Annotated in this window: 8 protein-coding genes; 5 read left to right on the forward strand and 3 right to left on the reverse strand. The window is 66.3% G+C overall.

All coding sequences use genetic code 11. From position 1 onward, the window contains the following. Nucleotides 1–9 precede the first annotated feature (9 nt). The 4 genes from I6L36_RS03660 to I6L36_RS03675 all read left to right on the forward strand — a co-directional run bounded on the left by I6L36_RS03660 (nucleotide 10) and on the right by I6L36_RS03675 (nucleotide 5,002). Nucleotides 10–1,983, forward strand: coding sequence for a siderophore amonabactin TonB-dependent receptor (locus I6L36_RS03660; RefSeq protein WP_109112706.1), 1,974 nt, complete (start codon nucleotides 10–12; stop codon nucleotides 1,981–1,983). A gap of 78 nt (nucleotides 1,984–2,061) precedes the next feature. After that, nucleotides 2,062–3,078 (forward strand): amonabactin ABC transporter permease subunit 2, encoded by a 1,017-nt coding sequence (locus I6L36_RS03665; protein WP_010674444.1) that lies wholly within the window; start codon nucleotides 2,062–2,064, stop codon nucleotides 3,076–3,078. Between the two features lie 12 nt (nucleotides 3,079–3,090). Then, nucleotides 3,091–4,140 (forward strand): amonabactin ABC transporter permease subunit 1, encoded by a 1,050-nt coding sequence (locus tag I6L36_RS03670; protein ID WP_109112707.1) that lies wholly within the window; start codon nucleotides 3,091–3,093, stop codon nucleotides 4,138–4,140. 43 nt (nucleotides 4,141–4,183) lie between these two features. Next, nucleotides 4,184–5,002 carry an amonabactin ABC transporter ATP-binding protein gene (locus tag I6L36_RS03675; RefSeq protein WP_010674442.1) on the forward strand — a complete coding sequence of 273 codons (819 nt, stop codon included), beginning with the start codon at nucleotides 4,184–4,186 and terminating at the stop codon, nucleotides 5,000–5,002. Between the two features lie 90 nt (nucleotides 5,003–5,092). Here the strand turns inward: I6L36_RS03675 and I6L36_RS03680 are convergent, their stop codons facing one another. Continuing rightward, nucleotides 5,093–5,824: a 4'-phosphopantetheinyl transferase gene (locus I6L36_RS03680; protein ID WP_109112708.1), complete on the reverse strand. Its 732-nt coding sequence runs from the start codon at nucleotides 5,822–5,824 to the stop codon at nucleotides 5,093–5,095. 185 nt (nucleotides 5,825–6,009) lie between these two features. Between I6L36_RS03680 and I6L36_RS03685 the strand changes: the two genes are divergently transcribed. Then, nucleotides 6,010–6,948: an iron-siderophore ABC transporter substrate-binding protein gene (locus I6L36_RS03685; RefSeq protein WP_069652597.1), complete on the forward strand. Its 939-nt coding sequence runs from the start codon at nucleotides 6,010–6,012 to the stop codon at nucleotides 6,946–6,948. Between the two features lie 82 nt (nucleotides 6,949–7,030). On the opposite strand, the gene amoH is transcribed toward I6L36_RS03685, so the two are convergent. Both amoH and amoG read right to left on the reverse strand, forming a co-directional pair. Next, the gene (gene amoH / locus I6L36_RS03690) at nucleotides 7,031–8,575 is read right to left on the reverse strand and encodes an amonabactin biosynthesis glycine adenylation protein AmoH (RefSeq protein ID WP_201920121.1); all 1,545 of its coding nucleotides are present in this window, start codon (nucleotides 8,573–8,575) and stop codon (nucleotides 7,031–7,033) included. Then, complete coding sequence (gene amoG, locus I6L36_RS03695) at nucleotides 8,572–14,844, reverse strand: amonabactin biosynthesis non-ribosomal peptide synthetase AmoG (protein WP_216986968.1); 6,273 nt, start codon at nucleotides 14,842–14,844, stop codon at nucleotides 8,572–8,574. The genes amoH and amoG overlap by 4 nt, the downstream gene beginning before the upstream one ends. Nucleotides 14,845–14,849 lie beyond the last annotated feature (5 nt).

Consider the following 14,849-nt stretch of genomic DNA (forward strand, 5'->3'; position numbering starts at 1 on the left):
TTTTTGACAATGCAGTTGCAGCACGGCCTCTTTAAACTGAACCCCATTCTGCTCTCCCTTGGTCTGCTGGCCGTACCGGGCCTGGCCCAGGCCGAGTCCGTCAAGGCCAACGAGACGGTGGTGGTCACCGCCACCCAGACCAAGCACACCGAGCTGACCGCCCCGGCCAGCGTCTCCGTGGTCACCCGCGCCGATCTGGACAAGATGAACGTCAACAACATCGGCGATGCCCTCAAGCACGTGCCCGGTGTCAACATCATCGGCACCAACCCCACGGGTCGCAACGAGATCAAGATCCGCGGCATGGGCGGTGACTACACCCTGCTGCTGGTCAACGGCAAGCGGGTCAACGCCCGCGAGACCCTGGGCAGCTCCTTTGGCAACGACTTCGACTTAAGCTCCATCCCCATGGCCGCCATCGAGCGCATCGAAGTGATCCGCGGTCCCGTCTCCTCCCTGTACGGGGCCGATGCCCTCGGCGGCGTGGTCAACGTGATCCTGCGCCAGGCCAAGGAGAACACCGAAGCGGCCGTCGGCTACACCCACACCATGCCCACCAAGGGGGATGGCGGGGATGCCAACCAGGGTAGCGCCTTCGTCTCCGGCGCCCTGATCGACAACAAGCTGCTGGGCAGCGTGGTGGTGGAAGGCTATCAGCGGGATCGCTGGAAGAGCGATCAGTCCAATAACCCGGATGCCGACGCCCTGGAGAAACGGGAAGTGGTCAACGTGCTCTCCAGCCTGAAGTGGCTGGTGGCCGACAACCAGGACATCGACTTCGATCTGGGTTACAACCAGAACGACATGGACAGCTACTTCAACAACGTGCCCCGTGCCCCGACCGCACCGGCCACCCCCCACAACGTGCAGAAACTCGATCGCCTGAGCCTGGGGCTGACCCATAACGGCCGTTGGGAACACTTCGACAGCCGCGCTCGTTACTACTTCGAGCAGACCGATCTGATGGATGACTCCCAGCTCAACGGTGGTGCCGCCGACATCACCCAGACCAACAACACGGTGGATGGCCAGTTGAGCGGCTACCTCGGGGATCACCTGCTGACTTCGGGTGCAGAGTTCCGCAAGACCGAGCTGGAGCACAGCCGCAGCATCCAGAACGGCAGCGTGGATGCGAGCCAGAGCGCCCTCTACCTGCAAGACGAGTTCGGCTTTGGGGATCTGGCCCTGACGCTCTCCGGCCGTCTGGATCACCACGAGACCTATGGCAACGAGTTCAGCCCCCGTGCCTACGCCCTCTACTCCCTGAGTGACGAGTGGGTGATCAAGGGCGGCGCTGGCAAGGCGTTCAAGGCCCCGACCCTGGCCCAGTCCAGCGAAGGATTCGCCACCACCGCCTGCCGCGGCGCCTGCAAGGTGATAGGCAACCCGGATCTGAAGCCGGAAACCTCCGTCAGCTACGAGCTTGGCACCGCCTACAACGCCGATCGCTTCGGCGCAGGGGTGACCGGCTTCCACAACGAGATCGAGGATCTGATCCAGAGCGATCAGTGGGGCCCGGGCTACCGTCCGACCGTCATGACCTACCTCAACGTCAAGAAGGCCCGTATCAAGGGGCTGGAGCTGACCGGCTGGTTCGACGTGCTGGACAACGTGCAGCTGACCGGCAACCTGACCCTGCTGGACTCCGAAGACAAGAGCACGGGTGACGATCTGGCCAAGACCCCGGATCACACCGGCAACATCGGCCTGGACTGGAAGGCGAGCGACGTGGTCAGAGCCAACCTGGCCTGGCAGTATGTCGGCAGCCAGGTGATCAAGGTGCCGGCCCGCAACGCCCAGGCATTCACCTCCAAGCACTACCAGACCCTGGACGTGAACACCAAGTGGACCGTCACGCCGGCCCTGGACTTCAAGCTCGGCATCACCAACCTCACCAACACCCAGCGTGACGAGGTGGCGACCGACGCCGACTTCATCCTGGAAGGTCGCACCGTCTACGCAGGGGTCGATTACAAGCTGTAATCCATCCTGTCTGCGGGAGCCCCGGTCGCGGGGCTCCCTTTTTGCGTTTCTGCCTCCCCGAATTCAAGGAGTCATTGAGTGCTCAGATACCAAGCTCGGCTGTTCTGGCTCGGCGTGCTGCTCCTCTTCCTGCTGATTTGTCTGTCACTGGCCACCGGGGCCGGTGTCTATGGTGGCCGCGAGGTCGCCGGTTTCCTGATGGGCGATCCCGCCTTCGTGGCCGATGAAAAGCTCGCCATGATAGTCCATACCCTGCGCCTGCCCCGTACCCTGGCAGCCCTGGTGGTGGGGGCATCACTCTCCCTGGCGGCCTCCATGCTGCAAAGTGCCACCCGCAACCCTCTGGCCGAACCCGGCCTGCTCGGGGTCAATGCCGGCGCCGTCTTTGCTCTGGTGATCGGCCTCACCTGGTTTGGCGTCGAATCCGCCTACGGGTATCTGCTCTGGTCCGGCATGGGGGCCCTGCTCGGCAACCTCATCGTGCTGGGCCTCGGCCTCATGGTGGGGCGCTCCAACCCCCTCAAGCTCATCCTGGTAGGGGTCGCCCTCTCCGCCACCTTCGGCGGTCTTTCCAACTTCCTGTTGCTCTCCAACCGGGTGGTGCTGGAGCAGTTCCGCTTCTGGAACTTAGGGTCCCTTGCCGCCTCCAGTCTGGAAGCGGTACTCACCGTGGTCCCCTTCGCCCTGGCCGCCCTGCTGCTGACCCTGGCGCTCTGTCGCCCTCTCACCCTGATGCAGATGGGGGACCACCAGTCCAGGGCCCTCGGTATCCGCCCCACCCGGGTGCGCATCGGTGTGCTCCTGGCCGCAACGCTCTTCACCGCCTGCGCCATCGCCATCGCCGGTCCCATCGGCTTTGTCGGCTTCCTCGCCGCCTACTGCGCCCGCCTGGTGGAGCCGGTTCGCCTCGCCATCCAGGTGCGCTTCTCCGCCCTGTTCGGGGTGCTCTTTCTGCTCGGAGCCGATGTGCTGGCACGCTGGCTAATCCAGCCCTACGAGCTGCCCAACGGCGTCATTCTGGCGCTCATCGGGGCGCCCGTGCTCATCCTGGTGGTGCGCAGCGGCGGCTTCCGCTCCCTGCTGGCCGTCAAATAAGGTGCCACGCCCATGAAGAACTCTCTCTCACTCCCGAGCGGCACCCTCTGCCTTCGCCTTGGCAGCCACACCCTGTTGCTGCACCGCCGCGCCTGGCTCATCACCCTGGGGCTCCTGCTCGCCCTCACCCTGCTCTCCCTGCTGGCCCTCACCCTGGGTTCCGGCAAGATCACCATGATGGGGGTGATCCAGACCCTGCTCGGGGAGGGAAGCCGACTCGATCAAGTAACCGTCTTCAAGATCCGACTGCCGCGCCTGTTGGCGGTGCTGGTGGCCGGCGCCGCCATGGGACTCTCGGGCTGCCTGGTGCAGACCCTGGTGCGAAACCGCCTCGCCACCCCGGACATGATAGGGGTCAACGAGGGAGCATCCCTGGCCATCATCATCTTCTCCCTCTATCTGACCCTGGGTACCTGGCCCTGGTGGGCCGCCCCCTTCGGCGCCCTGTTTGCCGCCGCAGTGCTCTATGCCCTGTGCAACAAGCCGGGGGAGCAGGGCTACCTGTTCGTGGTGATCGGCATCGGCGTCTCCGAGCTGATGAACGCCCTCGGCCAGTTCGTCATGTCCACCCAGTCCCTGGTGCACCTCACCAGCCTCTATCTGTGGAACATGGGCAACTTCGTCGGTCAGGGCTATGGCACCCTGCTGCCGGTAAGCCTGCTGCTCCTGCTCATCTGTCCCTGGACCGTCTGTCTCTCCCGCTCCCTCGGCGTGCTGCGCCTGGGACCGATCACCGCCCGTACTCTCGGGGTCAACGTGAACCGGGTGCAGCTCGGGGTGCTGGCCCAGGCCATCATCGTCGCAGCCCTTGGCACCGCCATCGGCGGCCCCGTGGTTTTCATCGCAATGGCGGCCCCCATCCTTGCCTCCTGGCTCAGCCGGGATCGCATCGTGCCGCTCTGGATTGCCGCCCTGTGCGGCGCCCTGATGCTGCTCGCAAGCGACACCCTGGTGCGGGTGCTGGCCAGCCCCCACGAGGTGGCCACCGGCATCATGACCCGCATTCTCGGCGGCCTGCTGCTGCTCTTCATCCTGCTCAAAGATCGCCAGAAGGCCGACTGACCATGGCATTCATCCATTTTCAATACAGACCGAGGGCTGCCCGATGACGCTCACCGTGAACCGACTCCAGTTCGGCTACCCGCAAAAGACCATCTTCAAGGAGATCTCCTTCTCCCTCCCCCGGGGCAAGCTGGTGGGGATCGTCGGCCCCAACGGCGGCGGCAAATCCACGCTGCTCAAGCTCCTTGCGGGACAGGAGCAGCCCCGGTCCGGGGAGATCCTGCTCAAGGAGAAGCCACTCGGTGCCTATGGCGCCAAAGCCCTGGCTCGGGAGCTCGCCTATCTGCCCCAGCGTCCCCTGGTCCCCCCCGGCATCCTGGTGGAGCAGCTGGTGCAATATGGCCGCCATCCCCACCAGGGCTGGTTCAATCAGTGGAGCGAGGAGGATGCCCGCATGGTGGACTGGGCCCGGGAGCGGATGCAGCTCGATGCCATCTGGCACCAGAGCGCCAGTTCGCTGTCCGGCGGTCAGGCCCAGCGGGTGTGGCTCGCCATGGTGCTGGCCCAGGATGCGGACATCATCTTGCTGGACGAGCCCACCAGCGCGCTGGACATCGGCCACCAGACCGAGGTGATGGAGGCCATCCATCGGGTCGCCGCCGAGGGCAAGACGGTGCTTATCGTCATCCACGATCTCGCCACCGCCGCCCGCTACTGCGACGAGCTGATTGCTCTGGGGGATGGCGCCATCCAGGCCATGGGCCCGGCCCGGGAGGTGGTAACCAAGCCCCTCATCGATCGCCTCTACCAGACCGATGTGGACATACTGCACGCCCCCGGCGACGGGGCCCCTGTCATCGTGCCCCGCCGACGCGCTGACGAAGTGCCTCGCCTGCGCGCCGACCATGGCGTGTCGGCCTGAGCCATACCCTGTGCCAGAGAAAGAAACCGCCTGATGGCGGTTTCTTTCTCTGGGCTTTGCGCTGGCGTTATCCGGGCGCTGGCATCGTGCTCACAGCAGCAAGACGGTGAGCACGCCCCCCGGCAGGGCTTGCCAGTGCAGGGTGGCGCGCCAGCCAGCTGGCAGGGCCGGCGTCAGCGGGCATTTGAGCTCCAGGGTGAGAGTCTGCGCCGTCATGGCGAGCCAGCGGGCATCGAGAAAGTCAAAGTAGCGCCCCACCCGGGGATAGAGCCCCTTGAAGAGGCTCTCCTTGGCGGAAAACACCAGAGTCAGTCCCTCTGCCAGGCTCAGCTGGGCGTCGTGAACCCCCGCCTCCAGCCGTCCCCACTCCTCCCCATCCATGATGCCGGGCCAGAGCTGCGCCCCTTGGTCGCCATCGAGCCAGGCCTCCAGATCCAGCCCTATTCCCTCCTGGCCCGGGCGCACCGCACACAGGGCCACCCCCTCTCCCGCCAGCCGGCTGTGGCTGATGCTCCCCTCCACCCCTTCAGGCCAGAGTGGCTCCCGGGCCGCTCCGATGGCCACGCTGCATCCTGCAAGACCGAAGGGACGCAGGGCCTCACGGGCTGCGAGACGCCCTGCCAGAAACTCCCCGAGGCGCTTGGGGGCAGCCCCCTGCAATGAAGCAGGCAGGATGATGCCCTGGGCCCCAAAGCACTCCGGCGAGAAGGCGGCGGGATCAAAACTGACCCGATGAAGAGACAGCGTCTCCAGGCCCGGCAGGCACAAGGCATCGAATTGACGGACAAAGGATCCATCGAGTGAGGGACAACGAGGCAACATGCAAGGCTCCTGACAGGGGCCTGCGATGGTACCAAAGCAAGCCGAGGTCATGCTACAAATACAAATGACAACGCTTCTCACTTGCTTTGTGGTAGCATGTCCCCGCCCATTCGGGGCTGGCCGGGCGGCTCTCAGGCACTTTCCACAGACTCCGGCCCACCGATTTCACCCATAAGGATGTCACCATGAAGATCTTCTCCCCGCTGGCCACCTTGCTCATGCTGGCCAGCCTGACGGGCTTCCAGGCCCAGGCGGGCAGCCGCCAGGTCATCGATGCCAACGGCCAGTCCCAGAGCGTCCCCGATGCGCCCCGGCGGGTCGTCGTGTTGAGCGAACTCGATCTCGACAGCGCCCTGACTCTGGGGGTGCAGCCGGTGGGCACCGTCAATGGGCGCGGCCAGTCCACCCTGCCCCGCTATCTGCTGGACAAGGCGGGCAAGGAGATCGCCGTGGTCGGGGATCTGGACAACCCCAATCTGGAGACCCTCATCGATCTGGAGCCGGACCTCATCCTCACCGGCCAGACCAAGCCCGAGCTCCTGGCCCTGCTTAAGGAGATCGCCCCCACCGTCGTCACCGGCAACTGGGGCGAGCCCTGGAAAACCGTATTCGGTCGCAGCGCCGACGCGATGAACCGGGGGGCCGAGGCCAAGGCGTTCCTCACCCGGTATGAGGCCCGCCTGGCAGAGGCCCGCAGCAAGCTCGCCCAGCATCAGGGGGAACAGATGAGCATAGTGCGCTGGAACCCCAAGGGGCCGAGCTACATGCACGGCGGCACCTTTGCCAGCAGCGTGGTCACCGAGATGGGGCTCACCCGCCCCTCCCACCAGATTGGCGACAAGAGCCCCCACTCCCCGGCCCTGAGCCTCGAATCCCTCAACCTGCTGGACGGTGACTGGCTGGTGATCGGCACCCTCAGCACCAGCGGGGATGCGGTGGATGCCATGAAGCAGGCCGAGCAGACCCCGGCCTTCCAGCAGCTTGGCGCCATCAAGGGCAAGCGCTTCGGCGCCGTGGACGGGTCGCTCTGGACCTCCACCGGCGGCCCCCAGGCGGCCCTCAAGGTGATCGACGACGTCGAGCGCCTGCTCACCAAACCGGATGCCGCCCCCATCGCTCACTAAGCCCCCTCGGTTTACAGCCAACAAGAAGCCCGCATGATGCGGGCTTCTTTTTATCCATCGCTCTTACCATCCGGCAAGGCGACTACTCGGGCAATGGCAGCGCCTTTCTGTCGAGCTTGCCGCTGCCGGTCTTGGGCAGGGCATCCAGCAGGATGAGCCGCGCCGGCACCATGTAGTGCGGCAACGTCGCCTGCAGCCCCTTGCGCAGGGCGAGGCGATTGAGAGTCACCCCGCTTTTCGCCTCCACGTAGCCCACCAGCATGGCCTCGTCCCCCTCGCCCACCAGACGCACCGCCGCCTCCTGCACCCCGACCTGGCGGCGCAGTCCCGCCTCCACCTCGCCGAGCTCGATGCGAAAACCGCGCAGCTTGACCTGATCGTCGCGCCGCCCCAGATAGAGGAAACGGTCCGTCCCCAGCCGCCGCACCCGATCACCGGTGCGATAGAGGCGATGGGTGGCAAGGCGCAGGAAGGCGGCGCTGGTCAAGGCCGGCTTGCGCCAGTACCCCTCGCACAGGGCCGGGCTCTCGATGCAGAGCTCACCGCACTCCCCCTCTGCCACCGGCTGCCCCGCCTCGTCCAGCACCCAGTGACGATAGCCGGGCAGGCTGTGGCTGATGGTGATCTGGCCATCAGTCGGTGGCCAGCGCACCTCGCTCACCAGGGACCAGACGGTGGCCTCGGTCGGCCCGTAGCAGTTCCACAGCCGCCGGGTGCGGGCACAGAGCTGCTCGGCCAACCCTGAGTCCAGCGCCTCGCCGCCGCACAGGGCGGTGAGGGTATTGCGCCCCTGCCAGCCCGCCTTGAGCAGCATGCGCCAGCAGGCCGGGGTGGCCTGCAGCCAGTTGATGGAGGGGTCGGCCTCGAGCAGGGCCAGCATCCCCAGGGGATCCTTGTTGTGCTCACCGCCGGCCACCGTCAGCCGGCCACCGCCCCAGAGCGGCCCCAGCATCTCCAGCAGGGAGATGTCGAAGGCCGGGGTGGTGATGAAGAGCCAGTGGCAGTTCGGTGATAATCCGAGCCGCTCGCGGATCCCGTCGAGGAAGCAGAGCAGGGCCCGCCGGCTGATGACCACCCCCTTGGGCTCGCCGGTGGAGCCCGAGGTGAACATCATGTAGGCAGCCAGGGCGTCATCCACCTGGGGCCAGGAGACCGGCCCTGCCGCTGCCGGCCCATCCAGGGTGCGCAGCGGACAGCCGAAGGCGGGAGCCGGTCTGTCGCCGTCGCAGATCACCGCCGACAGGCGCGCCTGACGGGCGATCCCCTGTAGCCGCTCCACCGGAAAATCCGGTTCAAGGGGCACGAAGGTGAGACCGAGGCGCAGGCAGGCCAGCAGGCTGGCCACCAGATCGGGGCCGCGGGAGAGATAGAGACCAACCCGCTCCCCCACCGCCAGACCCTGCAATCGGGCGGCAATCTCGCCGACCCTGGCATTGAGCGCGCCGTAGCTGAGCCACTGCTCATCTGATCCGCCCTCACCGATACCCTCCCCGCCCATACGGATGGCAGGGGCCAGCGGGCTGGCGGCCAGACAGGCCGCCAGCCGCGCGCCCAGGTTGGCCGCCCCCTCACGGGGGGCGGGCCGGGTTTGCACGAGTTGAGCCTTATGCTTGATGGTCACCGTCATAGCGCGGCCTCCGTTTGGCACACCAGCCAGTGCCCATAGAGCCGGCTGGGGGATGGATGGGCCTTGAGGGTCTGCAGGGTGAGCGGCGCCCGCTCCTGGCCAAACGCCTCGTTGAGGGCCGCCAGCAGGGCGAGCTGCTGCACCGAATCCACCCCGAGTTCACACAGGGTCTGCAGCCAGATGCCGGGCACGCCGCACAGACGCTCCCACAGGGCCACCAGCACGCGGGCCTCGGCCGGCGGCTGAGCCAGGCTGGGCTCCGCCCTGGTGGCGACCACCAGCGGCATCACCGGGGACTGTACCGCCGCCACGCTGGCCGGCTGGCTCAGATCCGCCTGCGCCAGCCAGCCAAGCTCGGCCAGCCAGTCAGCCAGCACCGCCTCTGCCCGGGCCTCGGGGATCTGCTCGCCATCGAACTCGAGGCGCAGCTGGAGCGTCTCGCCCCGGCTGCTGACCACGAGCGACAGAGGAAGCTCCACCTTCTCCACCACGGTGCCAAAGCGCGGCACCAGCTGGTGAGGTTCGGGGGCGACAGGGGCCACCGGCATGGGGTAGTTCTCGAACACGAACAGACTCTGGAACAGACGCGACCGGCCTTTGGTCAGTGCCGCCAGCGACTGGGTGCCGTGCTCATTGAGCGCCATCAGGTCGGTCTGCAACCGGGCGATATGCTCGGCCAGGGTCAGCTCGGTGCGCCACTCAAGCGCCAACGGCAGGCTGTTGATATAGAGCCCGACGCTCGCGGTGATCCCCTCGATGGGGTAATCCCGGCCCGGTGTCACGTTGCCCACCAGGGTGACGGCATCGCCAGAGCGACGAGCCAGCAGACGGTGCCAGGCGTATTGGGCCAACAGGCCTGCGGTCACGCCAAGCTCGCAGGCTCGGCGCGCGAGCAAGGTCGCTACCTCGGCCGGCAGCTCCGTGGCGCACACCGCCGGTCGCTGCTGGGTGTGACGCCCGCTTGAGCCCGCGTCCAGTGTCACTCCGAACAGGCAGGCGAGATCGTTAGGCGTTGCCAAGAGCTCGCCTCGCCCCTGCCAGTAGGCGTCGGCGCTGCGGGCTTGGCTCGCGATATGGCGGCCAAATTCGAGCCAGGCGGTATCCGGCTCGCCCTGCGGCAGCAGGCCGTTCATCAGCGCCTGATAGCCACGATGCAAGGAACCCAGCAACACGGGGCCGCTCCAGCCATCCAGCACGCCGTGATGGGCGCTGAAGATCACCTTGTGGTGATCGGGGGCCAATTTGAAACAGGCAAGGCGCAGCAGGGGGGCCTGCTCCAGCGGGATCGGGCGGGCCAGATCCTGCTCACGATAGGCTTGAACTCGAGCCTCTGCATTTTCCACTTCAGACAAATCCTCATAGTGGAATGGCAGCTCGGCGCGCTTGAGGATGCGCTGCAGCGCCACCCCGTCCACCAGCACCAGCTCGCTGCGAAGGGCCGGCCAAAGGGCGATCTGCCCCTGCCAGGCCTGACGGTAGACCGCCACGTCCAGCGGCTGGTGATAGTCGATCTCGGTCTGCAGGTGATAGGCGTGATCCCGGGGCAGCAGCGCCCTGTGATGGAACATGCTCTGCTGCAGCGAGGTCATGGGCAGCAGGGTCTCCACCTCGCGCCCGCTCAGCACCCCATTGAGCGCAGCTTGCGAGAGGCCAAGCCCCGGGAAGTCGCTCGGGGTATGGCGTGGGACCTTCACGGTGCAGCAGTGCTCCACCAGCGCCGTCAGGTTGTCCGCCAGCCGCGCCATCAGGGCGTCGCTCGCCTGCTGGTTGAGGGCGCCCACCTGGCGCAGGGTGAGGCGGCCATCAAACACGCCCCCGTGCAGACTGACCAGCTCGCGCGGCAGGTTGTCAGGGGAACTTGGTGCCCCCGGCGCCAGCGGCAGGGGCTGCCAGGCTTGGCTTGCAACACCCTGATGGCTGACCCCCAGGTAATTGAAGACCACCAAGGCTTCGGGCAGTGCCCAGCCACGTGGGTGGTGCAGCCGCAGGGCGTTAAAGCCCACCCCCTTGTCCGGCACGGCGCGCAGCTGCTCCTTGGTGGCGCACACCAGCGCATCCCACGCACCGGCATCCGCCAGTGCCAGCGGGTAGGTGCTGGTGAACCAGCCGAGGGTACGGCTCACGTCGAGTTCAGCATCGATGGCCTCGCGGCCGTGTCCTTCCAGCATCACGCAGTGACGGTTGCCGTAACCCTGCTCGCTCAGGGTACGGGTCAGTGCCGCCAGCAGCAGGTCGGGCACCTGAGTGAAGTAGGCCTGGTTGGCGGTGTCGATGAGACGAGCCGTGGTCTCCTGACTCAGTTGCAGCAGGCTGGCGGCGGCGCGGCCATCGGTGGCGCGCGCAGCGATCAGCAGGTGACCCTGGCTGCCTTCCCCCTGAGCCAGCCAGAAGCCAAGCTGATCCTCTTCCCGTTTGGCGTAGGCCGCGAGCCCCTCACCCCACTGGCGATAGCTGCTGCCCTTGGCGGGCAGCGGCTCACCCCTGCTCACCCGGGCCAGATCCTCGGCCAGGATGCGCCAGGAGACCGCATCGATGACCAGGTGGTGGAAGGCAAGGAAGAGCCCCTCCACCGTCTCGCCCTCCCGATCCCCCTCCAAGGAGAGATTGCGCAGGCGGGCCCAGGCCAGGGTGTGGCCGCTGGCAGGGTCGAGCTCTCCCTGCAGCTCGGTCAGGCGGGCTTGCAGCTCAGCCTCATCGAGATTGGCGGCATCCAGGGTCGGCAGCGGCGGCAATGGCAGTTCGGCCAGGTAGCGCTGGCCGGTCGGGGTCACCGCCAAGCGCAGGGCATCGTGGTGCTGGCGCAGGGCATTCAGCCAGCCGCGCAGGTCCTCATCGTCCACCCCGGCCGGCAGGCGCAGGATCACCCCCTGGTTCCAGTGACCGGATTTGGCAAAGCCCTGCTCGAAGAACCACTGCTGGATGGGGTGGAGCGGGAACTCGCCGGTCAGGCTGCCCTGCTCGCTCCTGTGGCTGACCGCCTGCTGCTGGCCGAGCTGGCGGCAGAGGCGGCGCACCGTCTTGGCTTCGAACACGTCCTTCACGCTGCAGTGCAGCCCCGCATCCCGCAGCCGGGTGGTGAGCTGGATGCTGAGGATGGAGTCACCGCCCAGACGGAAGAAGTCATCCTCCACCCCGAGCGGTTGCTTGAGCACCCCTTGCCAGATGGCAAGCACGGTCTGCTCCAGTTCGTTTTGCGGCTCTCCCTTGCTCTGCTGCCAGACGATGGCGGGCAGGCGGCGCAAGTCCAGCTTGCCGTTGGGGGTGAGCGGCATCTCGGGCAGCCAGCAGAGGCGCGCCGGCACCATGTATTCGGGCAGGCACTCGCCGGCCCGCTGCAGCAGGGCATCGCCGTCGGGCTCGTTCGCCCCGGCCTGCAAACAGGCATACGCCAGCAGGCGCCCCTCCTGCACCACCACCTTGATCTGACGAATGGCCGGGCACAATTCGGCAAGCCGGGTCTCTATCTCACCCGGCTCGATGCGATAGCCGCGCAGCTTGATCTGCTCGTCTATCCGGCCCAGATACTGGATGTTGCCGTCGCGGCGCAGCAGGGCCCGATCGCCGGTGCGATAGAGGCGATGGGTACGTTCCTCATTCGTTGCATCAAAGGCCAGCTCGATAAAGGCCTCCTGGGTGCGCTCCGGCAGATTGAGGTAGCCACGAGCCAGCCCCAGCCCTGCCAGGCAGAGCTCGCCTGGGACCCCCACCGGGCAGAGGTTGCCCGCCTCGTCCAGGATCAGCGCCTTCAGGTTGTTGACGGGTCGACCGATTGTGATGGGCGCCCCCGGGGTGAGCCGCGCGCAGAGCGCGGTGACGGTGCACTCGGTCGGGCCGTACATGTTGAACAGCGCCACCCGCTCCCCCCAACGCTCCACCAGGCTGCTCGGGCACGCCTCGCCGCCAAAACCGATGGCCTTGAGGGAACCGAGTTCCGCCGGGGGCAATAGATTTGCCAACAGCGCCGTGGGCAGGATCATGTGGCTGGCACCACAAGCGATCGCGGCACCGATCACCCCCTCGCCCGGCTCGCCGAAGTGCAGGGCCGCGCCGCAGTAGAGCGGCAGCAAGCTGGTCATGTTGCCTGCATCAAACGACAGAGACATGCAGTTGAACATGGCGCCACCCTTCCCAAGGGCGATGCGCTCGCCGTGATCCGCCATCAGGTTGACCAGGCTGCCCTGCTCCACCATGACCCCCTTGGGCAGGCCGGTGCTGCCGGAGGTGTAGATGATCTGCGCCAGCATGGCGGCGTCCCGAGGCAGTGCCGGCGCGCTGGTTGGCATCTTGTCCAGCGCAAGCTGGTGCAGATCGTGATATTCGGCCGTCGTGTCCGCCAGCGCCTCGCCAAGGCGCGGGTCCGGCACGCCACCCAACACCAGGCTGATGGATGCATCGCCCAGGATATGGGACAGCCGCTCGGCGGGATAGGCAGGATCCAGCGGTACATAAGCCGCCCCCGCCTTCCAGCAGGCGAGCAGGGCAACCACGAAGGCGACATCGCGTCTGGCCTGGATGCCGATGGCGGCGCCCGGGGTAACGCCCTGAGTCAGCAGCCAGTGAGCCAACTGGTTGGCACGCACCTCCAGCTCGCCATAGGTCAACGATTGCGCGCCGTCGCTCACCGCCAGCGCGTCCGGCAACTGAATCGCGCGCCGCTCGATATGACAGAGCAGGGTGTCGCGGCTCGGGTAGTCAGGCGGCAAGTCGGCAAGCTCGGCGGCCAGGGCGGCCTGGTCGGTGCCCGCCTCCAGCGGCAGTTGCCAGATGTCGGTCTCGGGGGCCGCCACCACGGCACGCATCAGGTGCAGCAGGCGATCGGCATAAGCCTGGATGGTCTCTCGCTCGAACAGGGAGATGGCGAACAGCCAGTCCACCCTGACGGAGTCCATCAGCTCGGTCACCTTGACCGAGATGTCGGTCTTGGCCGGCAACACAGGCGAGGTCTCCTCCACCAGCTGGCAACCGGGGATGAGATCGTTGAAGTCCACCTTGGCCTGATAGACCAGCATGATCTGGAAGATGGGGTTGATGGCGGTAGTACGATCCGCGCCGATGGCCTCGGCCAACGCTTCGAAACGGTAGAGCTGATGATCGAAGGCCGCCAGATCTTCCTCACGGCACTGCTGCAGATAGTCGACAAAGCTGGGCTTGCCGCTAAGTTGAGTGCGCAGCACCAGGGTATTGACGAAAAAGCCCACCAGGGACTCGATTTCGTGACGCTCGCGATAGGCAAGCGGGGTGCCGATCACCACCTCCTTCTCGCCGCTCTGGCGCACCATCAGCAAGGCAAACAGGGCGTGCAGACCGATGAAGTTGGAGGTGCTGTGCCGTTGGCACAGGCGCTTGAAGCTCTCCCACAGGTCGCTCTCGATGGTGGAGAAGACCAGCTCGCCGCCGCTGTCCTGATGGGCCGGGCGCGGCTTGTCGAGCGGCAGACCGTGCACCTCGGGGCTGCCACCTAGCCGATCGACCCAGAACGGCTTGAACTCGGCGTGATAATCGAGAAAACGCGGTGAGTTGAACCAGCGGGCATAGTCGATGTAGGTGAGCGGCAGCTCGCTTACCTGCAGAGGCTCGCGGTTCTGATGGGCAAGAAAGGCACGCTTGAGATCCGCGAACATGTTCTTGACCGACCAGCCGTCGGAGATGATGTGGTGCTGGGTGATCAGCAGCACGTGCTCGCGGCTGCCCAGCCGAATAAGATGCACCCGGCTGAGCTCCCCCTGGGTCAGGGAGAAGGGGCGCCCGATCTCCTCACGCACCCGTCTGGCCACATAGGCTTCGCGCTCGGCAGCGGGCTCTGCGCTCACATCCTCTATCTGCAGCTTGAAGGGCGTGTGGGGCAGGATCTCCTGCCCCCCCCTGCCCGCCTCGTCCTTGATGAAGCGGGTACGCATGCTGGGGTGGCGGGCAAACAGGTGGTCGAAGGCAAACTCCAGCGCCGCCGTGTCCAGCTCTCCCTTGACGCGAAAATAGACCGGCATGTTGTAGAGGTGGGAGGCCTCTTCGTACTGCTCGATAAACCAGAGTCCGCTCTGGGAGGACGAGAGCGGCCCCTGCCGGGCGCCCTCGGAGGCAATGGGCGCCTCGAAGGCGGCGCGGGCCGCCAGGCAGCGCACCAGCTCATCCTTGTGGGCCTTGATGGTGGCGCCGATGGCCGGCGTCACCGCCTCCTTGCTCGACTGGGAGATAAGCTGGCCCTTGTCGTTCAGCGCCAGCTTCACTCCCTGCCGTTCCAGCTGTTTCAACAGCAAAATCATATTGTTCATCTGTT

This window comes from Aeromonas sp. FDAARGOS 1406, assembly GCF_019048565.1.
GTDB lineage: Bacteria > Pseudomonadota > Gammaproteobacteria > Enterobacterales > Aeromonadaceae > Aeromonas > Aeromonas caviae.